Genomic DNA, 22,087 nt, shown 5'->3' on the forward strand with positions numbered 1-22,087 from the left:
GTCTCAGCCGTCGATCCAGGAGTGTTCGGCGCCTACTTTGACCTTGAACTGATGGAACAGCGGGTAGTAGTGCTCCTTCATTTGCTTGATCCGCAGGCCCAACAGCTCGGAAGGGACAATGCCCTTGCTCGTGTAAAACTGGCGCAGGCGCGCTTCAATGTTGACCACCGGCCCGGATGAGACGACTTTGTTATCGACAACTTTTGATTCTTTGGTAATGCCATCGAAACCCAGGTCGTACATGTCCGGTCTTTTCGATTTAAGTACGTCGTTAAACAAATTGGGGCCCACCGTCTGAAAAATTTTGCGCTCATAGGCGTTGAACTCAGGGGTGTATTGCACCTGCCCATTTGACCCTCGGGTAACGGTGGGGCGATTGGCTGCGAAGTAGGGCTTGTTGGCGGAAAACCGCTGGTTCATTTCGGCGATCATATCGGTAATGACAGGGTTGCCAGGCTGCGTTGCAAAGTTACTGGTGTTGTAGAACGGGTGGTAGTCAGTGAGGCTATGGGCCACAGGTTTATTCAGGAGGACATCATTGGCGCCCGCTTTTAGTAGCGTATTGCCGATGTCAGCTTGAATGACATCATCGGTATCGAGATAAATGCCACCGTATTTATTCATGATGGGATAGCGTGCAACATCCGACGCGGCGGCCAGGTTTTTCCCCTGGCCTTGGCGAAAGTAGTTATACAGTTCGCCGTTTTTCAGCTGTTTGAAAACCTCGTCTTCATTGAGGTTCATCACCGTCAGGCCAGGGGCCTTGCTTTGCAGTTTGCTTTTTATCTGTTGAAAAACCGCTGGGTTATCGGCATCCACATGCAGCACAGATTTATACCCCCACGCTTTGCTTGCATTGTTGGCCATGTTGTCGACCAGGTTGGCGGGGATGTCCTGGCCAGCCCAGAAATAATGCAGTTCTTTGGGTAAAGGCTGCACATCTTTGGGGACATTTATCGTGATCGGCGCGGGGGCCTCAACAAAATGGTAGTTGTGTGCGTCGATCCGCTTGGCTTTTTTAAGCTCATCGATGGTTCCCCGCTGCCATTTGCCTTTGCCGGTTCTCCAGTAGTAGAGATGGTTTGGCCGTTCAGCGCCGCTCAATAGGCGGGTGGCTTTCCATGTACCGATGGAGCTATTGAAGCTGACACTCTGGTCTTCGCCCATGTAGTTGATGGCATAGGGCGACGCTGGGTTGCCCGTTGCCTTGATATCGTCCATTGGCACTACATACGTACTGTCGCCAAGTTTCCAGGGTGTTGGCGTGCTGCCGGCCCCTCCCAGCAACTGGTTGGTCCTGGATGTGGGGGCCCACCCAGCCATGCCCAGATCCTGCACGGGGATATCCGCGCCCGCGCCGCCGGGGTGGACGATGACCCGCTGCCCCTCTTTCAAACGCGACTCATAAAACGCACCATCGACCCTGACGTATTCCTTATGGCTCTGGCCCGTGTAGACATTGCCTTGCAGCCCTTTAGGCCTGAGTTCATCCGCCGCGATATGTTTGATTTCGTAACCCAATAGGTCGGTATTGAGCGATTTCACCTCACCATTGGCGGCCACCCGGCTGGGTTTGAAATCATTCAGTGGGGGGCCAAAGGCTCTTTTCTTGAGCACGTCGTATTGATGCCAGTTGCCCTGGAACAGTACGACGTTCCCCTCGATTGTCTCTTGCCCAACCCGGAACGTACCGGTTGCTGCCAGACCGTGCTGCTGGCTGGCGGTCTTTGCCACCTCGGCGCCGATGGCCGGCAAGCTGTTGGGGTCGTTTAACCTGGGCGTATCAACGACGAAATGGTCCAGTGATTTGCCGTACGCCTGTTGCGTGCGAGGGTCAAAGGCATACCACTTTTGGCTCGCCTCATCGAACTTGGCCAGGGCCTTGTTTTCAAGTGCGCCGCTGGCTGCTTTGTAGGTGCCTTCGGCAATGTCAGGTTTTTTTGCCAGTTCCAGCAGGTTCACACTGCGGTAGCTGCCGCGCAAGGATTTGACGCCCTTGTGGGCGGTACGCCCCAGGCTTACGACAGAGCGCGCCAAGTCATCGATACCCCCTACTGGATTGAGCGCACCAACCGCCGCGCGCCCAATGATCTGCCCGGTACGCCCCAGTTTCGACAGGGCCGATGCTCCGGTGGCTAGGGCTTTTGCGCCTTTGGCGGCCGGCCCCAGGCCGATTGCAAAACCGAAGATATCAAACGCCAGATCGACAATGCCGCTGCCGATATTGCCCTCGATAAAGTTCTTGATGGCCGACCTGAAGGGAATGAGATTGAGCGCAATCTCTTCAAGGATCTTATAGGTCGGTACTTCCGTATCAAAGGTGGTGGCGCCCTTGGCATAGCGTTCTACAGCAGGCAGTTCCATGTCCTTGATCAAGGCATCAGCAATGTAGCGGGTCCTGGCACTGCTGAAGCTATTGGGGGCGTCTTCTACACCTGGGGTTTCCTGGGTTATGCCCGCTGCGTACTGACCCGAGGGTGTTATTGCATCGAATCTTTTACCGCCAGAGGAATGCATGAAACTGCTCTGGGGAGCGTACTCCTTGTAACTCTGGTCTGGCCGCCGGGTCACCGTGCCCTTCAAGCGATCAATGGCATAGGTCATGACGCTACCGTTGCGTTCGGTCTTGACCAGGACAACACCCGGTTCAACCTGAATGGGCTGATCGTCCCGTGTGTAGCGCATCTCCTTGCTGATGGTTATTTTTCCGAACTCCAGGTTCTGCCTGTCGGTGAGCGGCAGTTTGGAAATCAGTAGCTTGATCTGGGTAGCCGTGGTTTTTTTGACGTCGTTGGCGTAGTCGGCAAATGTCCTTTTGAACACTTCCAAGGGGCGCGCCAGGTTTTTGAGCTTGGGCATGACCTCGTTGAGGTTGATCGCAGTCGATGAGCAAACCCACGCCGCAGGTTTGCCATCAGGCTCAATGTTGATGGTGCCGTACGTCAGGTCCCTTACAAAGGCACGGCCGGTCTCTCCCCAGTTGTCCGCCGAGTCGGGTGCCCCGTTGAGCCCGCGACCGTCGATATACAGGTCCAGGATCGAGTAGGGACCGGGGAAAAACCTGCTGGCGGGCTGCGAGGTAATGCATTTTTTGTCGAAGAGTGCCGGGTCCATCTCCGGCAGCGCATGCTTGAGCTGTTCCAGGGCAATGGCTTTGGTGGTGGGCATGGGCGGCAGTTGGGTTTCGGAGGCCTCCTTGAGTTCGCGCACTTGCGCGCTGAATGCCTCGCGCACGGCAGTTATTGCGGCGGGCGTCACGGGGTAACCCATGCCGCTGGCTGCCCCCCAGTCTTTGATCGCCTCGCTCTGGGCCCTGTATTCCACCTGCCGTTCTTCTTCAGTGATGGGCGCTGTACCCGCGTCGAGCATGATCTGCGCATAGCTCATCGTCGCCGTTGCCCCGGGGGCTTTTGCTTCAATGCGCGCGGTTGCCGTGGCCAGGCTGACCCAACTGTGGGTTCCCACCACTACCTGCTCCGGAATGTCCTTGACCAGGAACGCCGGCGCCCGGCTGGCCAGTAGCAGATGGGCTTGAAGCGTGGCTTGCGCGGGCGAGGTTGCACGCCCCTGGGCCTGCAGGTGCGCGGCCAATTCCTCGCAGACCGTGGCGGCCGACTTACCGACGTTGCCGGGCGAAACAAGCCGGTAGCCCGCGATCTCGCCGGGGACTTGGCCGGTGGGTGCGCTGGTGCTCTCCACGTTCAAGGCCGCCAGCAGCCAATCAGCGGCACTGCCTTTGACGGCGCGAGCCGCGAAGGTGGCTTGGATGGCACTGCCCAGTGCCTGGCCCCGAGCAGAATTGATCAAGGTATCAATCAACAGGCGTGGATTACTCTGCTCTTGAGGCGAGACTTGCCTGCCTTGCAGCAGATAATCCAGCACACGGTGAAAGGGCCGCAGGGTCAGATCGCCGAACTGGCCTGCGCGTATATCCGACTGCAATTGTTCCTGGCTGTCCTGGTCAAGCGATACGGGCCAGGCCAGCGCGCCACCCAGGTTGCCATTGCTCGCAGCCTTGGGGGGTGGCGTGGCGAGGGCGCTGGCAAGGTTGACCAGTTGTGCGTGATCGGTCGGGATATCCCAGCCATGGTCTTGGATAAACTGCAGCAGGCTGACCCTATTGGGTTGGCCGCTGGTGCTGGGTTGGTAAGTGCTGTCGGCCGGCAGGTCGATCATCGTTTTGGTCAGCGCATTCTGGATTTGCCCCACATATTCGCTGCCGGATTCGACGCCAGACGCCAGGTGACGAAGCTCGGCGATGGCTTGATGGCGGCTACCAATATCCCCCAAGTGCGCTTTTTGCACGTACAGAGCGCTGTCGCTGCGCGCCTTGATCAAATCGGCGCTGGTGGTGGGATCGAGCTTGGTAAAGCCTTGCTGTTGATCGATTTGTTCAGCACGCAGGCGCATCGACGGGCCCGTCAGGTCCAGCCGCTCATTGTAAAAGTGCCCGACCAGCCAATAGGGAACCGGGTCATGAATATCGCTTGCGGGGGGCGAGAACGTCGTGTCAGCGTGGCCCGCCGCAATGACTTTGCCGGCCTGCAGGATGGGCCCACTGATGGCTGCCCAGCGTGCGTCGTCGAGCCCGACTGTGTGGCGCTTCTGTTCGGGGTCAAGGTAGTGCTGGCGCTTGAAAGAGAGTGTTCCTGACTCCGGGTGGAGGGTGATCGAGCGGGTGTTGATGCCTTTTTCTTCAAGCCACTGACGGACGTCGGGCGACTTGAAGGCATTTTGCAGTTGTGCCCACCACTGGCCGAATGTGGAGTCGGGAGCAATCGTGTTGATCGTCACATTCTTTTGGCGATTGGCGACCTCCAGTAATGCCGAGCTATACGCCGTCGCCAATGCGCGATCACCCACGGTGCGAGGATGTTCTGCTGATTCAGATGGGGTGGGAGTTTCACGCTTGTGCCGCGAGGGCAACGGCGTGACAGGCAGATTGAGTAGCTGGCGTGGGGGGCGCTGCGCAGGGCTGGGCTGGGAAATACTGCTCATAAGGATTGCTGCCTCAAAGTTCGGGAATGGGCCTGGGTGTCAACCGCTACCGGGCGTTAGCCTTGTGTAGCGGTTTGCCCCAGGTTGATTCCCTTGTTTTGGCAGCCGATGACTTTCCTTATGTTTCAATTATGTTCTGATCAGAAATCCCAGCGGGTCGTCAGCATCACGTTGCGCGGATCGCCGTAATAGGCGGTGTTGTAGAAGCCGATATTGGTGTAGTACTTCTTGTCGAACGCGTTGTTCAGGTTCAGCGTCGCCGACAGGTTTTCGGTGACCTGGTAACGCGCCATCACATCCACTAGCCAGTAGGCTTGCTGGGCAAACTCCTCGTTCTTGGCCTTGTAGCGGTTGTACAGTTCCTGCCAGCTTCGGTTCTGCCAGCGCGCGCCGCCGCCCACGGTCAAGCGGTCCAGTGGGCCCTTGAGTTTGTAGGTGGTGTAGAAGCTGAGTTGGTCCTCGGGCTCCCAGGTCGAGACCTTCTGCCCACTTTGGTCGCGGATGATCTTGTGGGTGTAGCCAGCCTGGGCCTGCCAGCCGGGCAGCAGTTCACCGGACATTTCGGCCTCCAAGCCCTTGGTCTTGGCTTCGATACCCTTGGTGGCATAGCCCAATGACGGGTTGGTCGGCGCGGCGTTGTATTCGGCGTCGGCTTCTGCGCGGTTGCTCTGGTGCACTTCAAAGTAGGCCAGGCTGGTGTTGAGCCGGCCGCCGAAGAATTCACCCTTGATGCCGCCTTCGTAGTTCTTGCCTTCGGAGGGTTCCAGCAGCTTGTTGTTGCGGTCGCGGTTGTAGCTTTCCGGCATGAAGATGTCGGTGTAGCTGGCGTAGGCGGTGAAGTTTTCGTTCAGGTCGTAAGTCACGCCGGCGTAGGGCACCAGGCGCCCGGTTTCGGTGGAGTCGTCGGTGCCGCGCAGCTTGTAGTTGGCGACGCGGGCGCCGAGGAACAGGTTCAGCGGGTCGGCCAGATTGAAGCGCGAGGTCATGTAGCCAGCGCTTTGGCGGGTGGTCAGGTCGTTGACGTAGGTGGGGGCGCCCCAGTCGGGTTCGGCAAAGTTGCCATCGAAGTTCCAGAAGTCCACCACATTGCCGTTGGCGTGTTTGGGGCTGCCGTAGTCCTTGCCTTTCCAGTGGGAGTTGGAGGCCGAGCCACCCACTACCAGTTCATGCTCGCGCCCCAGCAGGCTGAAGGGGCCGCTGAGGTACACATCGGCGGCATTGGCACGGGTCTGGCCGGTGAATTTATTGGCGTAGACCGTGGACAGGCCGGTGTCGGGATTCGGCGCGCTCTGTATCGAGCCCAGGGGCGCGTGGTAGCCGCTGAGTTGGTGGGTCACTTGCGCCTTGGCTACCCAGCCATTGGCGAAGCTGCGCTCCAGGGTGGCGAAGGCGCCCCGGTTGTACTGCTCCCAGCGGCTCCACTTGGCGCCGTTGTTGTAGGAGCGCTTGACGTCGATGCGGTCGCCCTTGGTGTTGAACAGCGGGCGGCTGCCGGACCAGCCCGAGCCCATGGGGTCGTTGTCCTGATAGTCAAAACCCACGGTCAGCAAGGTGTCGTCGTCAAGATCCGCTTCCAGTGAGCCGAAGTAGACGCTGGTCTTGCGCTGGTAGCGCTCCATGAACGAATGCTTGTCCTGATAGGCCGCCACGGCGCGCCCGCGGATATTGCCGCTGTCGGTCAGCGGTCCGCTGACGTCGACCTGGGAGCGGTAGTTGTCCCAACTGCCGGCACCCAGTTCGATGCTGGCCTTGAAGTCATGGGTGGGCTTTTTACGGATCAGGTTCAAGGTCGCCCCCGGCGCGCCTGCACCGGTCAGCAGGCCGGTGGCACCTTTCAGGATCTCCACCCGGTCGTAGATCGCCATGTCGGTCAGGGTCTGGCCGGACGAGTAGGCCGAGTTGCGCAGGGTGGGGATGCCGTCGTACTGGAAGTTTTCGATGGAAAACCCACGGGCGAAGTAGTTGGTGCGCTCGCTGTCGTAGGTCGACACGGTGATGCCGGGGGTGTGGCGCATCACATCGTCAATGGCGTTGAGGCCGAAGTCGTCCATGTGTTGGCGGGTGATCACGGTGATCGACTGCGGGGTCTCCCTGGGCGTCAAGACCAGGCGCGTGGCGGTGGCAATGGTGCCCGGAGTGTAGGAGCCGGTGCCCTCGGTGACGGTGCCCAACTGGTTGGAGGTGACCTGGGTGGCAGCCAGTGCCAGGGTGCCGCTGGCCTCGGTCAAGGCCTGCAACTGGTAGCCATCGGCGCTGGCTTGCGCCGCAAAGCCGGTGCCTTCCAACACCTTGGCAAAGCCATCCACTACGTTGTAACTGCCGCGCACGCCTGCACTGTTCAGGCCGGCCACTTGTTGCGACTGGAAGGCTATCGGCGTGCCTGCGGCCTGGGCATAGCGGCTGAGCACTTCGCCGAGGGGGCCTGGGGCGATATCGAAGGCCTGGACCTGTTGCTGCGCGTAGGCAATGGCCGGTAATGCCAGCGGCAGGCAGCCAAACAGCAGGCGGCTGGCCAGCAGCAGGCTGCCACGGGAGGATGGGTTGGAAGACATGTAATCGGTGCTCCTTTGGATGTTGGCCAAGGAAAGGACGCGGCAAAACCGAAAACACGCAGACTTTATTGAGAATTATTCGCGCTGTTTTTCAAGGACACACGGGTGACCCACGGTGTGTAGTTGCTGACTTCGATCGGCAGCGTGCGCTGGAGCAGGCGCAAGGCCCGCGCCGGGTCGTCGACCGGCAGCATTACCGTGACCCGCAAGCCTTGCAGGGCCTGGCGATCGAACAGCAACAGGCCGCTGCGATGTCGTCCCAGGCGCTCCAGCACATCCGCCAGGGGCTCGTCGTTGGCCAGCAACTGGTGGGTGTTCCAGGCGGCCTCGTGGGCGCGGGCATCGAATTTTTCCACCGGCCCTGGGCCGCTTGCCTCCAGGCGCACCTGCTGGCCGGGGTTGAGGGTCAATTGTTGGGTGCCGCTGTCGATGCGAGTGGACGATTCGAGCATCCTGACCACCGTCGCATCGCCGCTGCGCTCGACGATAAAACGCGTGCCCAGGGCGCGAATGCTGCCTTGCGGGGTGTCGACATAGAACGGGCGCTGGGCATCCTTGGCCACGTCCACCAGCAGCTCACCGCGCAGCAGGCGTATGCGCCGTTGGTGGACGTCGAAGTGCAGGTCCACCGCCGAACCACCATCCAGTTGCAGGGCACTGCCATCGGCCAGGCGTTGTTGCTGCCATTGGCCGCTGGCGCTGCTGAGGTCGGCGAACAGGTAGCCGCGCTGGCTGTACTGATAGGCCGGCAGGGCAAACAGGCCGATTAACAGGGTGAGGGCCAGGCCCTTGATCGCCTTCGGCTGTTGGCGCGCCCGGCGCAACGCGGCCCGGGCCGGCGCCTGCTTGAGTGGCGACAGGTGGCCTTGCAAGCGCGCAACCGCCAATGGATGTTGCGGGTCGGCGGCCAGCCAGGCGTGGAAAGCCTGTTGGCTGGCGGCGTCGGGCTGATGGTCGAGGCGCACCAGCCACTCGGCAGCCTGGCGCAGGATGGCCGGGGTCATGCCTGGACGCACGCGTCGCAGGCCAGCAGGGCTTCCACCAGGTCCTGTTGCACGGTGCGCACCGAAACCCCGAGGCGCTCGGCGATCTGGGCCTGATCCAGGCCATCGAGGTGGCGCAGGATAAAGGTCTCGCGGATCCGTGGCTTCATCCGCGCCAGGGCCCGGTCAATCGCTTCGAGCACCTGTACCGCCTGCAGGATCTGCTCGGGCGAGGGCGCTTGCTCAAGGTACTGGGCGCAGCGTTCCAGTTCTTCCTGATAGGCCCGCTCCAGGCGGCGCCGGCGATTGCTGTCCATCAACAGGCGGCGGGCCACCGTGGCGAGATAGGCCTGGGGCTCACGGGGCGCCACGTAGGGGCTGGCCGACAGCAGGCGGATGAACGTGTCATGTGCCACGTCTGCCGCGTGCTGGGAGCAATTCACGCGCCGGCGCAGCCAGCTCAGCAACCAGCCGTGGTAGCCGCGGTACAGGGCTTCAAGCGTCGCGGCTTCGGCGGGCTGGGCTGGTTTCATGCGAAAAATTCGTAAGTGGGAATTAATCTTATTCTAGTTGTTTCTGACTGGCGGCTGCAATGGGCGAGGGGGCCTCGGTCTCAGAACCGGCCCGTTCAACGTCTTTTATAGAAGGACTCGAGAAAAGACGGCCTTACCTCGTCGGTCGGCGAATTTAATGTGGATAATTTTGCGTATCGGTCAATATTTGTTGGTTTTTTTGACTGAGTATCGCGCTCTGAGCGCGATATGGCCGTGGAATAGCGGTCGGGGTCATGCCTAAAAAGTGTTGAAAAGTAACTTCGCTCTAAGTGGTTGTGTATTTATGTAGCGCTTTTCGCGTATTGAGCGAATCGACAGTAACGTCTTTTTGACAGAATCAGCTCTGTGTGCACCGAACCGGTCAGCCTTTTCCACGTTGTGTTTAAAGCCCGGGTACCCATAAACATTAGGCGCTGGCATGGCGGCGGCTGCATGCCTTGGCGCGAAGTCCTTGGGCAGTGAGGGAACCGTGATGGCCAATCGGTCATTCCAACCCCGCTTCGGTCAGTGGCATATGCCCTGCACCCACTTACGGCAACCTCTGCGCTTACTTCACCCATAGGCTTGATAATGACGAAACCCTTCCCGAACCAGAGCGGCATCTACGACGTCATCGTTGTTGGCGGTGGCGTTGTGGGATGCGCGATGGTCCGGCGCTTTACCCTGGAGGGCGCGCGGGTGCTGTTGCTGGAAAAAAGCCCGGACATCCTCTCTGGTGCGAGCAAAGGCAACAGCGCGATCCTGCACACCGGCTTCGATGCGCCAACCGGCAGCCTGGAGCTGCAATGCATGCAGGACGGCTACCAGGAATACCTGGACATCCACCAGAACATGTCGCTGCCGCTGCTCAAGACCGGCGCGCTGGTGGTGGCCTGGAACGAGGATGACCTGGACAAGCTGCACGGCATCGTCGAACAGGCACACGCCAATGGGATTGCCGATGTCAGCCTGATCGGCCGCGAGCGGGTGCGCAGCCTTGAACCGCACCTGGCCCAAAGCGCCCTGGGGGCGGTCCAGGTGCCTGGTGAATTTCTTATCGATCCGTGGTCGGCGCCGCTTGGGTATCTGCTCCAGGCCATGACGCATGGGGCACAGGTGCGCTTCAATACCGAGGTCAACGGCGGTTATTTCGATGGCGAACTGTGGGCCCTGGAGACCACCAACGGGTTTATCCGGGGACGCACGATCATCAACTGCGCCGGCTTGTTCGGCGATGTACTGGAGCAGCAGTTGCTGGGCGCGTCGAGCTTCTCCATCCACCCGCGCAAAGGCCAGTTCGTGGTGTTCGACAAGGCGGCCGCGCGCTACCTGGGCAACATCATCCTGCCGGTGCCCAACGAGCGCACCAAGGGCATCGTCCTGACCCGCACCGTCTACGGCAATTTGTTGGTGGGGCCTACCGCCGAAGAACAGGAAGACCGCCTGCATGCAGGCCTGGACAGCGACGTGCTGCGCCAGTTGGTGGACGCGGCCGTCGAGCGGATTCCTGCGCTCGACGGCATGCCGGTCACCGCCACCTATGCCGCGCTGCGCCCGGCCACGGAAAAGAAAGAGTATCGGGTGCAGCGGGTCGAAGGTAAGAACTGGATCAGCGTCGGCGGCATCCGCTCCACCGGCCTGACGGCGGCGCTGGGCATTGCCCGGCACGTGTTCAGCCTGTATCAGCGCGAGCACACGCCAGTCCCCGCCTCAATCCTGCAATGGCCGGTGCTGCCCAATCTCGCCGAACATTTGCCCCGCGATTACCACCGGCCGGGCTACGGCGAAATCGTCTGCCACTGTGAAATGGTGACCCTGCGGGAAATCCAGAATGCCTTGGCCAGCGCGCTGCCGCCCGGTGACCTGGGCGGCCTGAAACGCCGCACGCGGGCCTGCATGGGGCGCTGCCAGGGCTTTTATTGTGGGGCGCGGGTGGCCGAGCTGAGCGCTGGCCACCTGGCCATTCCCCTTGCCACAGGTGTTTGTCATGAAGCCCATTGAAGTCGAAAACATTGATGTCGCGATTATCGGTGGCGGGCCGTCGGGGCTGTCGGCGGCGATGACCCTGCGCAAGCTGGGCGTTGGCACGGTGGTGGTGTTTGAGCGTGAGCCCGAGGCGGGTGGTATCCCACGTCATTGTGGGCACCCGCCCTTTGGTTTGCGCGAATACGGCCGCGTCTATACAGGGCCTGGCTATGCGCGCAAAAACGTCGCGCAGGCGTTGAAGGCCGGGGTGCAGATTCGCGTCAAGCACTCGGTGACGCAGATGGGCCTGGGCGGGCGGCTGGAACTGGTGAGCCCGGAGGGCGCCAGGGTGATCCAGGCGCGACGCGTGCTGATTGCCACCGGGGCCCGGGAAACACCACGTTCGGCGCGCCTGCTGGGCGGCGATCGCCCGCTGGGGGTGATCAATACCGGCGCGTTTCAGTCCTACCTGTACCTGGAGCATCTCAAGCCCTTTGAGCGTCCGCTGATCGTCGGCACCGAGCTGGTCAGCCTGTCGGCGGTCATGAGTTGCCGGCGTGCCGGAATCCAACCGGTGGCGATGATCGAGGCCAACCTGCGGGCCACGGCGCGCTGGCCGCTGTCGCTGTTTCCGCGGTTATGCGGGGTGCCGATGCATTTCGGTGCACAACTTCTGGCAATCCACGGCACCGGGCGGGTAGAGGGCGCAACGGTGCGCCTGGCCGATGGGCAGACCCAGACCTTCGATTGTGACGGCGTGCTGCTTACCGGCCAGTTCACTCCCGAGTCGAGCCTGGTACGCTTGAGCGAGCTGCGGCTGGACCCGAAAAGCGGCGGCCCGCATATCGATCAATACGGGCGCTGTTCCGATCCGGCCTACTTTGCCGCGGGGAATCTGCTGCGCCCCGTCGAGACGGCAGGTTGGTCGTTTCGCGAAGGCCATAAGATCGCTACGATGATCGCCCGCGATCTGCAGGGGCAACTGCCGCCTGCTGCGCCGAGCATCGAGATCGCCTGCAAGGGCGCCTTGAAGCTCTGCGTGCCGCAACGCCTGAGCCCGTCCACAGTGGCCGGTATGCAGCACCTGCAACTGCGGGTCAGCCGTGGGGTGAAAGGGCGCCTGGTGGTACGGGCCGATGGCCAGGAAATCTGGGCCCGCGCCGGCAGTTCGCTGCCCGAGCGACGGATATTGATACCCATCGCCAGCCTCAAGCTGTCCCAGGGCGTACAGCAACTCGAAGTCGACTTTGTCGGCCACTAACAAGACCTGCCGAGGAGTCTTAAACATGCGGATTGCCGCGCTCGATCAAGGCACCACCAGCACCCGCGTGTTGGTGGTGAGTGACAATGGGTCAGCTGATATCCAGCTCTCGTTGCGCCATCAGCAACACCATCCCCATCCTGGTTGGGTGGAGCACGATCCACTGGAGCTGCTCAGTAACCTGCAGCGTTGCCTGGAGGCCACCGGCCAGGTGGACGCCATCGGCCTTGCCAACCAGGGCGAGAGTTGCCTGGCGTGGGACGCCCAGACCGGCGAGCCGTTATCCCCGGTGATCGTCTGGCAAGACAATCGCACCTGGGCCGAAATCGCCCAGTTGCGCGGCGACGGCGGCGAGGCCCTGACCCTGGAGCGTGCGGGTTTGCCCCTGGACCCGTATTTCTCGGCGAGCAAGCTGGCCTGGATCGTGCGCAACCTGCCAGCCGCGCAGAGCGCATTGCGCGCCGGGCGGCTGCGCCTGGGCACCACCGATGCGTACTTTCTCGACCGCCTGACCGGGGTCTTCGCCACGGACGTCACCACCGCTTCGCGCACCTCGCTGATGAACCTGGCGACCGGGCAGTGGGACAGCCAGCTCTGCGAGCTGTTTGGCGTGCCCATGGAAACCCTGCCGCAGATCCGCGACACCGTCGGGCACTTTGGCGAGATCGGCGCCACGCCGGTCACCGCCTCGATTGTCGACCAGCAAGCCTCGCTCTACGGCCATGGTTGCCGCAATGAGGGCGACGCCAAGATCACCTATGGGACCGGGGCGTTTGCCCTGACCGTGACCGGCGAGCAGATCATCCGCGCCCCGGAAAAGGGCCTGCTGGCGACCATCGCCTGGCAGATTGACGGCAAGCCCACTTACGCCATGGACGGTGGTGTCTACGATGCCAGCGCAGCCGTGGAATGGGCCGGGCGGCTTGGCTTGTTCAGCGATTTTTCGGAGCTGGCGGCATTTGACGAAGCACCGGCCATTGGCCGCCAACTGGCGTTTGTGCCGGCGTTGTCCGGCCTCGCTTGCCCGCACTGGGACCGCAGCGCGGCAGCCCTGTGGGTCGGCATGAATGGCAGCACCACGCGCCAGGATATGTGCCAGGCCGTGCTTGAGGGTGTGGCATTGCGCAGTGTGGAAGTGATCAGCGCAATGGACGGGTTTCTCAGCGTCACCGATCACCTGTCCATCGATGGCGGCCTGGCGCGCAGCCCCTATTTTGCGCAGTTTCTCGCCGATGCCTTGCAGCGCTGCATCGTCACCCAGCGCTTCGATGAGCTGACCGCATTCGGCTGCGCAGCGCTGGCAGCCAAAGGCCTCGGCGTGGCGCTCAAGCCGCCGCGCAATACCAGCACCAGCTATCACCCCAAAGTCAGTGCCGCCCAGGCCCAGCAGTGGCGGGCCACGTTCAGCGATGCGGTGACGCGCTGCCGCGACTGGCGCTGAGCGCTTACCACTCCGGCCGGGTCAGGGCAGGGGCTTCCAGGACTTCAACCTGGGCTTCGGCCAGGGCCTTGGCCAGTTCGCCCAAGGGTTTGCGGTCGATGATCAGGCGGTCGATGCGCTCCAGGGGGAATACCTGGAACAGCGCACGCTTGCCCATTTTCGAGGAGTCGGCAATCACCGTGAGGTAGCGCGTGCGGGCGATCATGGCGCGGGTGATTTCCGCTTCCTCGATGGAAAAGTCAAAGGCGCCGTCGGTGTTCAAGGCGCCAATGGTGACCACCGCATGCTCAGCGTTGAACCGGGCGATCTGCTCCATGGCCAGGGCGCCGATGTTCTGTTCCGATTCGGGGCGGTATTCGCCGCCGATCATGAACACGCGATTACCGCTGGCGCCAATGGCGGCGGCGATCAACAAGGAGTTGGTGATCACGGTGATGCGGTTGAGCCTTGCCAGTTCACGGGCAAAGAACAGGGTCGTGGTACCGGTATCGATCAGCAGGCTGTCGCCCGGCGCATAGAGCCCGGCGGCGAAGCGCGCCACTGCACGTTTCTCCTGGGAGAATTCATTCATCCGGGTCTGGAAGGCGTTCTCGTGCTCGCCGCTGGGCGGCAGCGAGGCGCCGCCATGGAACTTGGTGACCTGGCCATCTTCGGCCAGGGCCGTGAGGTCGCGGCGAATGGTCTCTTGCGAAGTGCCGAGGGTGCGCGCCAACTCGTCGACCGAGATGCGTTCACGCTGGCGTAGCAGTTCAAGGATATGTTGGCGTCTTTCATTGGGGCGCATGGGCAACCATCCTCTTGATGCTACGTGAATGCGCCACGGCGGCGCAGTGCTGTTACCGAGGCACTCAAATGATGCCCCGCCAGTAAGCGGCGGGGCGCGTGGGCGCCAGTGGAGGTGGTGTGAACTTGGTATTGGCGTTTGCCGTTCACGGCCGTAGAGTCCGCTGCCTTGAAAGGTGTGATCAGAGATTACGCAATAGAGTTGACCGATTCCAGTGTGTTTAACCCGCAAAACCACAAAAAACACACGATTGGCATGGGAAGTGGTTAGTAATAGGGTGTGAAAGCGCCACAAATGGGGCTGTAAAACGCGTTTGGCCAATGGAGCGACCGAACTGGGGCGTACTCCTACAACAACAATTGATTCAGTACAGATGGAGCGAAAGCAATGGCGGAATTCGGCAATTACGTTATTTACCTGATCATGATCGGCGCGGTGGTTGGCGCGTTTGCATCCGTGATCAAGCCGGACAGCGGCCTGGGCAAGGAGTTTGTCAACGGCATTCACTCCATTGGCCCGGTGTTCCTGGCGCAGGCGGGGATCATGGTGGCGATCCCGTACCTGTCCAAATTCATCGAGGTCGCACTAGGGCCGTACTTCGGCGCGATGGGTTCCGACGTGTCGATTGCGGCGCTGTCGATCATCGCCGTGGACATGGGAGGCTACCAGTTGGCCGATGCCCTGGCAGCGAACCGCGACATGTGGATCACCGCCATGATCGTTGGCTATACCTCCGGCGCGACCATCGTCTACCTGATCCCGGTCGGCCTGATGATGCTCGAACGCAAGGACCACAAGTACCTGGCGCTGGGGGCCATGGCCGGTTTGATCAGCATCCCGTTTGCGGTGCTTGCGTCGTTGATGATGATCACCGCCTTCAACCTGCCGGTGCGGGATATCGTTTCCACCACCTCGCCGGCCCTGCATTACCTGAGCCTGGGGTTTGTCGACTGCGTGCGCTTGCTCGCGCCATTGTTTGTGTTCTGCTTCCTGCTGGCCGCCGGCCTGCGCTACCGGGCGGCGTGGATGGTGGCCGGGTTCCTGGTGTTCGGTAAGTTGATGGATGCCTTTATCAAGATCGTCCTGGCGCTGGCCATCGTCGAGCACTTCACCGGGTTCTTCATGAAGAACTTCGGTGTGTGGGGCTTCGACCCGATGTTCGCCGACGAGAAGGAGCTGTTCCGTGCCATCGAGATTGCCGGCTACATCGGCATCATGCTCGCCGGTACGTTCCCGATCTGCTACCTGTTCAACCGCTACTGCAAGAAACCCATGGAAGTGCTGGGCAAGCACATCGGGCTGTCAGCCGATGGCGCGGCGGCGTTTGTCATGGTGTTTGCCAACATCATCGCGGTCTACCACCTGTTCAAGAAGATGAATGCCCGGGACAAGGTCTTGTGTGTGGCCCTGGGTGTCTGTGCGCAGGCCACCATTGGCGACCACCTGGCCTTTACCGCGAACTTCCAGCCGACGCTGATCATGCCGATCCTGCTGGCCAAGTTGTTTGGCGGCCTGCTCGCAGTGGCGATCGCGATCAAGATCTCGGTGCCCGCCGCCCAGCGTTACGAAGCGCAGGAGCGCGAGCGCGAAGAGGCCGATGAGGCCGGCGTGCCGGCTGCGCAGGCAGTGTGACCCTGACTCTTTAATCCACGGCAAGGGCGCGCGCCCTTGCATTGCCTTGAGGTAACAATGAGAAAGATTTTTCTGGCCTGCCCCTACAGCCATGCCGATGCGTCAGTGACCCACGAGCGTTTTATCCAGTGCAACAAGGTGGCGGCCATCATCATCGAGTCGGGTCATGGGGTGTTCAGCCAGGTGTCCATGTCGCACCCGATCAACCTCGCGTTCGAAGGCAAGGACAGCGCCACCATCGGCAAGCTGTGGGCGCCGGTGGATGCGCTGTTCATGGACATGATGGAAGAACTGATCATCCTTGACCTGCCGGGCTGGGACCTGAGTTCCGGGATCAAGCGCGAGATCGAATTCTTCAAGAACCGTGGGCAGAAGGTCAGCTTGTGGTCCGAGGTCCACGCCGAGTTCAACTAATTCCCCCGGCAACGCAAACCCTTGTGGGAGCGGGCTTGCCCGCGATAGCGGTGTGTCAGTCAAGTATTTCTAACCTGACCCACCGCTATCGCGGGCAAGCCCGCTCCCACATTTGATTTGCGATGTAGCGCAAATTTTATGCCCAGCCGAGCCCCCCCTGTGGGAGCGGGCTTGCCCGCGATAGCGGTGTGTCAGTCAAGTATTTCTAACCTGACCCACTGCCATCGCGGGCAAGCCCGCTCCTACATTTGATCTGCGATGTAGCGCAAATCTTATGCCCAGCCGAGAGCCCCCTGTGGGAGCGGGCTTGCCCGCGATGACGGAGTGTCAGAAAAGTATTTCTAACCTGACCCACCACCATCGCGAGCAAGCCCGCTCCTACATTTGATTTGCGATGTAGCGCAAATGTTGTGCCCAGCCGAGAGCCCCCTGTGGGAGCGGGCTTGCCCGCGATAGCGGTGTGTCAGTCAAGTATTTCTAACCTGACCCACCGCCATCGCGAGCAAGCCCGCTCCTACATTTGATTTGCGATGTAGCGCAAATGTTGTGCCCAGCCGAGAGCCCCCTGTGGGAGCGGGCTTGCCCGCGATAGCGGTGTGTCAGTCAAGTATTTCTAACCTGACCCACCGCCATCGCGGGCAAGCCCGCTCCTACATTTGATTTGCGATTTAGCGCAAATGTTGTGCCCAGCCGAGCCCCCCCTGTGGGAGCGGGCTTGCCCGCGATAGCGGTGTGTCAGTCAAGTATTTCTAACCTGACCCACCACCATCGCGGGCAAGCCCGCTCCTACATTTGATTTGCGATGTAGCGCAAATGTTGTGCCCAGCCTAGATCCCTTGTGGGAGCGGGCTTGCCCGCGATAGCGGTGTGTCCGTCAAGTATTTCTAACCTGACCCACTGCCATCGCGGGCAAGCCCGCTCCTACATTTGATTTGCGATTTAGCGCAAATGTTGTGCCCAGCCGAGCCCCCCCCTGTGGGGGCGGGCTTGCCCGCGATGACGGAGGTTCAGTAATGGCTCCCACAGATAACAGTGTTAGCAGTCGAGACTGTACAAGCGTCAGGTCAGGATATTAAAATGAGAAGTATTATCATTAACTGCTCATTGGACCTGACATGTACGACGACAGTCTCGTCTCGCCCGTCGAACAACTCTACACCCGTCACCATCTCTGGCTGCGCGGCTGGTTGCGGCGTCGCCTGGGGCACAGTGCCGATGCCGAGGACCTGGCGCACGACACGTTCATCCGGGTGTTGCGCACGCAGCAGGACGTGCGGGAGCTGCGCCAGCCCATGGCATTTCTGGCCGCGATCGCCAATGGCTTGCTGATTAACCGCTGGCGGCGCCAGGCGATTGAGCGGGCTTACCTGGAGGCGCTCGCCGCCCGTCCGGAAGGTGAGGAGCCGTCGCCCGAAACCCGTTACTTGATGATCGAGACCTTGCTACAGCTGGACTCGCTGCTGGTGGGGCTGTCGATGCAGGTGCGCAAGATCTTCTTTTTGTCCCAGCTCGACGGCCTGACGTACCCGCAGATCGCCACGCAGTTGAACTTGAGCGTGGCCCAGGTGCAGCGGGCGATGGGCAAGGCTTTCAGTGTGTGCTACGCGAGCCGTTTCGAATGAATGGCAAGCCGGTTGCACCGAAAGTCCGCGAGACGGCCATCGACTGGATCGTCCGGTTGCAGTCCGGGATGATGAGCCCGGACGAGCAACAGGCGTTGCAGCATTGGCGCCAGGCAAGTGCCGAGCACGAATACGCTTGGCAACGCGTCGCCAGCTTGCCGCTGATGCTTCAGCCGGGGGCCAGCCTGTTGGCGGATGTCACCGCACGACGCGCGCTGGAGGCAGCCGGGGCTGATCCGGCGCGGCGCCGGCAGGTGCTCAAGTGCTTGCTGGGGTTGGGCTTGCTCGGTGGTTTGTCCTGGCAGGGCGCGGAATCGACCCTTCTGCGCGCAGCCTTTGCCACCTACCGCACGGCTACCGGCGAGCGCCGCCGCTGGACCCTGGCCGATGGCAGTTCTCTGTGGTTGAACACTGCCAGCGCTGTCAGCCTGGACTTTAGCGCGCAGCTGCGCCGCGTGCAGTTGATCGAGGGCGAGGTGGCGCTGGATGCGCGCGTTGAGTCGCGCCCACTGCAACTGCTCACAGCGGATGCGCTGCTGCGCAGCCACGATGCCAATCTGCTGGTGCGCCATGATCAGCAGGGCACGTGGATTACCGTATTGCGCGGGCTGGTGGAGGTGAGTTCGCCGCGCCACCCGGCACCGGTATCAGTAGCGGCAGGCTGGCAGACCCAGGTCGATCGCCAGGGTGTGGGTACGCCACGGCAAACCGATGGATTTCTGGCCCAGGCCTGGCTGCGCGGGATTCTGCCTGCCGAGCGCATGCGCCTGGATGTGCTGCTGGCCGAGTTGTCCCGTTACCGGCCGGGCGTCTTGCGATGCAGCGAGCAGGTCGCGGGGTTGCGCGTGACGGGCAGCTTCCAGCTCGACGACACCGATGCCGCGCTGGCGTTGGTGGCCCATGCACTGCCGGTGCGTATCGAGCGGCGTACCCGCTATTGGGTGACTGTGGTGCCGGCCTGAACATTTATTTACGTTCTCTGCGCAGTTTTTCAAAACTCGCTTGGCCTATAGGGATAACCCACCGAAACAGGTGGGCCTTCACCTCTAGGAGCCCTGCATGATTTCTCCCGCAAGTGTCTTGCGCACCCGCACATTGGGTCTGCTGTTACTCAGCCTGCAACCGCTGTACAGCACGGTAGTTTTCGCCCAGGCCGAGCGCCAACCCTACAGCATCGAAGCCGGCCCGCTGGACCAGGCACTCTCGCGTTTCGGCGTGCAGGCGGGTATCAGCATGGCGGGCAGTTCGACGCTGACGGCGGGCAAACGCAGCAACGGCCTGCACGGAGATTTCAGCACCGAGGCCGGCCTGGCGCAGTTGCTGGCAGGCACCGGCTTGAGTTTTCAGCGCCAGGCCGATGGCAGCTTCGAACTGCATCCAGCGACCAGTGCGTTGGTGCTGCCGTCGCAGAAAGTCACTGGCGATGACCTCGAGAAAAAAGCGGTGTACACCGCCCCACGTTCGTCGGTGTATATCTCCAACGAAGAAGTGCGCCGCTTTGGCGTGATCTCCGTCGGCGACCTGCTCAAGGGCCAACCGGGGGTGCAGGTGGGTGACAGCCGCAATGGCGGTGGCCTGGATGTGAATATCCGCGGGATCCAGGGGCAAAGCCGGGTGGCGGTCACGGTCGACGGTTCGCAACAGGCGCTGGATGTCTATCGCGGCTATGCGGGCACGCAACAGCGCAGCTACATCGACCCCGACCTGATCAGCGATGTCGCCATCGACAAAGGCCCCAGCCTGACGTCCAGCGCCATCGGCGGCACGGTGGCGATCCGCACCCTGGGGGTCGATGACATCCTGCGTGACGGCAAGAACGTGGGCCTGCGCCTGAAGGGCGATCTGTGGAACAACGGCGTCGAGCCGGCCTCGCGCAACGGCCATTCGACCACCGAGAACCTGTACTCCGAGCCGCACCAGAACCGTGGCGGCCTGTTCGGTTCCGACTCGGAATCGGGCAGCGCGGCGTTTGCCTATACCCACGATCTGTTCGATGTGGTGGCCGCCTACGCCCATCGCAACCAGGGCAACTACTTCTCCGGCAAGCACGGCCAGGACCGCTACCGCACCTTTGACCGCTATGGCCGCGAAAACATGACGGTGGCCACCACCTACAACGCCGGCGAAGAGGTGCTCAACTCCTCGGCAGAGACCGAGTCGATCCTGCTCAAGACCACCCTGCGCCCGGCCGACGACCACACTTTCGACTTCGGCTACAGTCGTTACGATGGGCGCATAGGCGAGATCATGCCCTCGGACATCTTCCGTTTCGGCACTGGCGGTATCTACCAGTACCCGCGCGGCAGCACCAAGATCGACACCTACACCGCCCGTTATCACTACCTGCCCACGGGCAATATGCTGGTGGACCTGACGACCAGCCTGTGGATGACCGATGCCAAGACCAGCCAGTTGACCTCGGTGCTGGCGCCCAAATCCCAGGCCTATCGTTCGGACCGCAACTGGACGCGCCAGCACGACCGGCGCATCGGTGGCGAGCTGGCCAATACCTCGCGTTTTGACACGCACTATGGCGATTTCAAACTGGACCTGGGCGGCTCGTTCCAGCTCGAGGAACTGCAGCCGCAAAAGAGCGTGGTCACCACACAGAACGATATCAACGCCAACCGCAGCCTGCGTGATGGTTCGCGCAAGGAGTTCAGCCTCAACGGCAAGCTCGAGTACAAGCCGGTTGACGAGCTGACGGTGTGGGGTGGCGGGCGCTATACCTACTACCGCACCAAGGATCATGTGCCGCACGCCACCGCCCAGCGCGAGGAGCGCGAGTTGCGCTACGTGAACGTGATCAAGCCGGGCAGCTACGGCAATATGCTGTGGTTCCCCGACGCCAACGGCCAATACACCGATGCCACCGACCCGCGCCTGAACAACGGGATTGTGTTCAGCGACACCAACAACCCGTTCGATGGCCCGCGCTACAACGACTACGGGGGCGTTGGCACACGGGTCTATCCGTCGCAGGTGGGCGAAGTGGTCACCGGCTACACCTATTCGGGCAAGCAGCGCGACAGCAAGGGCGCCTTTTCGCCGGCCATCGGCATCAACTACGAGATCGCGCCCGATACCTTCATCTACGCCTCGTACACCCAGGGCCTGCGCATGCCCTCGTTGTTCGAAACCAGCCAGGGCACCTTGCAGACCATGCCTGGCAAGGGCCTGAAACCGGAGCGTTCGAGCAACTGGGAAATCGGCGCAAGCACTCTGCAAAAAGGCCTGCTGGCGGACAACGACACGGCGGCGATCAAGCTGGCGTACTTCAACAACACCATCAAGAACTACGTGACCCGTTACTACGACCCAAGCCCCGGCCTGATGGGCCTGATGAACTTCAGCAATACCGACAGCTTCAAGACCAGCGGCCTGGAGCTGCAATCGAAATACGATGCCGGCTGGGTCTTTGCCGACCTGTCGTCGACCTATTACCTCAAGACCGAAACCTGCGACTCGGCCTTCGCCGCGCGCCTGCGGGCCAGTTCCACTCGCTGGCAGAAGCTTGACAACACCCCCAACTGCACCCCAGGCAGCTTCATGGGCTCGTACACCAATACCCAGAACCCGCCGCGGGTCGCCGGCAACCTGACCACGGGGCTGCGCTTCTTTGACCAGGCCCTGACCGTGGGCGGGCGCCTGACCTACACCTCGGGCCCGACCGTCACCGCCGACAAATCCTGGCAGACCGGCGCCACCACGCCGCAACTGGTCTACCGCGAAGTGGCGCTGGTGGACCTGTTCCTCGACTACAAATGGCAAGACCACACCCAGTTCAACGTGTCGCTGGATAACCTGACCAATCGTTACTACCTGGACCCGCTGGCCCAGAGCTTCATGCCGGCACCGGGGCGTACGTTGCGCATGGGGGTGGTGACCAAGTTCTGATCAGC

Annotated in this window: 13 protein-coding genes; 8 read left to right on the plus strand and 5 right to left on the minus strand. The window is 61.6% G+C overall.

From position 1 onward, the window contains the following. Positions 1 to 3: 3 nt before the first annotated feature. The 4 genes from HBO12_RS01435 to HBO12_RS01450 all read right to left on the minus strand — a co-directional run bounded on the left by HBO12_RS01435 (position 4) and on the right by HBO12_RS01450 (position 9,066). Positions 4 to 4,998, minus strand: coding sequence for a glycosyltransferase (locus tag HBO12_RS01435; protein WP_170041222.1), 4,995 nt, complete (start codon positions 4,996 to 4,998; stop codon positions 4 to 6). Between the two features lie 140 nt (positions 4,999 to 5,138). Continuing rightward, the gene (locus HBO12_RS01440; protein WP_170041223.1) at positions 5,139 to 7,550 is read right to left on the minus strand and encodes a TonB-dependent siderophore receptor; all 2,412 of its coding nucleotides are present in this window, start codon (positions 7,548 to 7,550) and stop codon (positions 5,139 to 5,141) included. A 65-nt stretch (positions 7,551 to 7,615) separates the two neighbouring features. Continuing rightward, positions 7,616 to 8,554 (minus strand): FecR family protein, encoded by a 939-nt coding sequence (locus HBO12_RS01445; RefSeq protein ID WP_170041224.1) that lies wholly within the window; start codon positions 8,552 to 8,554, stop codon positions 7,616 to 7,618. Then, positions 8,551 to 9,066 carry a sigma-70 family RNA polymerase sigma factor gene (locus tag HBO12_RS01450; protein ID WP_170041225.1) on the minus strand — a complete coding sequence of 172 codons (516 nt, stop codon included), beginning with the start codon at positions 9,064 to 9,066 and terminating at the stop codon, positions 8,551 to 8,553. The genes HBO12_RS01445 and HBO12_RS01450 overlap by 4 nt, the downstream gene beginning before the upstream one ends. Positions 9,067 to 9,657: 591 nt before the next feature. Between HBO12_RS01450 and HBO12_RS01455 the strand changes: the two genes are divergently transcribed. The 3 genes from HBO12_RS01455 to HBO12_RS01465 are packed head-to-tail and all read left to right on the plus strand — an operon-like array spanning position 9,658 to position 13,733. Then, positions 9,658 to 11,067 carry an NAD(P)/FAD-dependent oxidoreductase gene (locus HBO12_RS01455; protein WP_170041226.1) on the plus strand — a complete coding sequence of 470 codons (1,410 nt, stop codon included), beginning with the start codon at positions 9,658 to 9,660 and terminating at the stop codon, positions 11,065 to 11,067. Beyond that, positions 11,054 to 12,292 (plus strand): NAD(P)/FAD-dependent oxidoreductase, encoded by a 1,239-nt coding sequence (locus tag HBO12_RS01460; protein ID WP_170041227.1) that lies wholly within the window; start codon positions 11,054 to 11,056, stop codon positions 12,290 to 12,292. The genes HBO12_RS01455 and HBO12_RS01460 overlap by 14 nt, the downstream gene beginning before the upstream one ends. Before the next feature lie 25 nt (positions 12,293 to 12,317). Continuing rightward, complete coding sequence (locus tag HBO12_RS01465) at positions 12,318 to 13,733, plus strand: FGGY family carbohydrate kinase (RefSeq protein ID WP_169952974.1); 1,416 nt, start codon at positions 12,318 to 12,320, stop codon at positions 13,731 to 13,733. A gap of 4 nt (positions 13,734 to 13,737) precedes the next feature. On the opposite strand, the gene HBO12_RS01470 is transcribed toward HBO12_RS01465, so the two are convergent. Beyond that, entirely contained in the window at positions 13,738 to 14,517 is a 780-nt protein-coding gene (locus HBO12_RS01470) for a DeoR/GlpR family DNA-binding transcription regulator (protein ID WP_169952976.1), read from the minus strand. 387 nt (positions 14,518 to 14,904) lie between these two features. Here HBO12_RS01470 and eutH point away from each other — a divergent pair, with 387 nt between their 5' ends. The 5 genes from eutH (at position 14,905) to HBO12_RS01495 (ending at position 22,082) form a co-directional block, all read left to right on the plus strand. Beyond that, positions 14,905 to 16,149, plus strand: a complete 1,245-nt coding sequence (eutH, locus tag HBO12_RS01475; protein ID WP_169952978.1) for an ethanolamine utilization protein EutH — start codon at positions 14,905 to 14,907, stop codon at positions 16,147 to 16,149. Between the two features lie 57 nt (positions 16,150 to 16,206). Beyond that, positions 16,207 to 16,563: a DUF1937 family protein gene (locus HBO12_RS01480; RefSeq protein ID WP_170041228.1), complete on the plus strand. Its 357-nt coding sequence runs from the start codon at positions 16,207 to 16,209 to the stop codon at positions 16,561 to 16,563. A 1,115-nt stretch (positions 16,564 to 17,678) separates the two neighbouring features. Continuing rightward, a complete protein-coding gene (locus tag HBO12_RS01485; protein ID WP_169952982.1) occupies positions 17,679 to 18,185 on the plus strand; it encodes a sigma-70 family RNA polymerase sigma factor in 507 nt (168 codons plus the stop codon). After that, positions 18,182 to 19,147: a FecR domain-containing protein gene (locus tag HBO12_RS01490; protein ID WP_169952983.1), complete on the plus strand. Its 966-nt coding sequence runs from the start codon at positions 18,182 to 18,184 to the stop codon at positions 19,145 to 19,147. Before HBO12_RS01485 ends, HBO12_RS01490 begins: the two co-directional genes overlap by 4 nt. A gap of 97 nt (positions 19,148 to 19,244) precedes the next feature. Further along, positions 19,245 to 22,082 (plus strand): TonB-dependent receptor, encoded by a 2,838-nt coding sequence (locus HBO12_RS01495; protein WP_170041229.1) that lies wholly within the window; start codon positions 19,245 to 19,247, stop codon positions 22,080 to 22,082. The last annotated feature ends 5 nt before the right edge of the window (positions 22,083 to 22,087 follow it).

Source organism: Pseudomonas sp. WS 5059, assembly GCF_012985525.1.
Taxonomy (GTDB): Bacteria; Pseudomonadota; Gammaproteobacteria; order Pseudomonadales; family Pseudomonadaceae; genus Aquipseudomonas.

Coding starts and splice junctions, on each gene's coding strand:
- HBO12_RS01435 (WP_170041222.1), bottom strand. CDS start 4,998: ATGAGCAGTATTTCCCAGCCCAGCCCTGCGCAGCGCCCCCCACGCCAG.
- HBO12_RS01440 (WP_170041223.1), bottom strand. CDS start 7,550: ATGTCTTCCAACCCATCCTCCCGTGGCAGCCTGCTGCTGGCCAGCCGC.
- HBO12_RS01445 (WP_170041224.1), bottom strand. CDS start 8,554: ATGACCCCGGCCATCCTGCGCCAGGCTGCCGAGTGGCTGGTGCGCCTC.
- HBO12_RS01450 (WP_170041225.1), bottom strand. CDS start 9,066: ATGAAACCAGCCCAGCCCGCCGAAGCCGCGACGCTTGAAGCCCTGTAC.
- HBO12_RS01455 (WP_170041226.1), top strand. CDS start 9,658: ATGACGAAACCCTTCCCGAACCAGAGCGGCATCTACGACGTCATCGTT.
- HBO12_RS01460 (WP_170041227.1), top strand. CDS start 11,054: ATGAAGCCCATTGAAGTCGAAAACATTGATGTCGCGATTATCGGTGGC.
- HBO12_RS01465 (WP_169952974.1), top strand. CDS start 12,318: ATGCGGATTGCCGCGCTCGATCAAGGCACCACCAGCACCCGCGTGTTG.
- HBO12_RS01470 (WP_169952976.1), bottom strand. CDS start 14,517: ATGCGCCCCAATGAAAGACGCCAACATATCCTTGAACTGCTACGCCAG.
- eutH (WP_169952978.1), top strand. CDS start 14,905: ATGGCGGAATTCGGCAATTACGTTATTTACCTGATCATGATCGGCGCG.
- HBO12_RS01480 (WP_170041228.1), top strand. CDS start 16,207: ATGAGAAAGATTTTTCTGGCCTGCCCCTACAGCCATGCCGATGCGTCA.
- HBO12_RS01485 (WP_169952982.1), top strand. CDS start 17,679: ATGTACGACGACAGTCTCGTCTCGCCCGTCGAACAACTCTACACCCGT.
- HBO12_RS01490 (WP_169952983.1), top strand. CDS start 18,182: ATGAATGGCAAGCCGGTTGCACCGAAAGTCCGCGAGACGGCCATCGAC.
- HBO12_RS01495 (WP_170041229.1), top strand. CDS start 19,245: ATGATTTCTCCCGCAAGTGTCTTGCGCACCCGCACATTGGGTCTGCTG.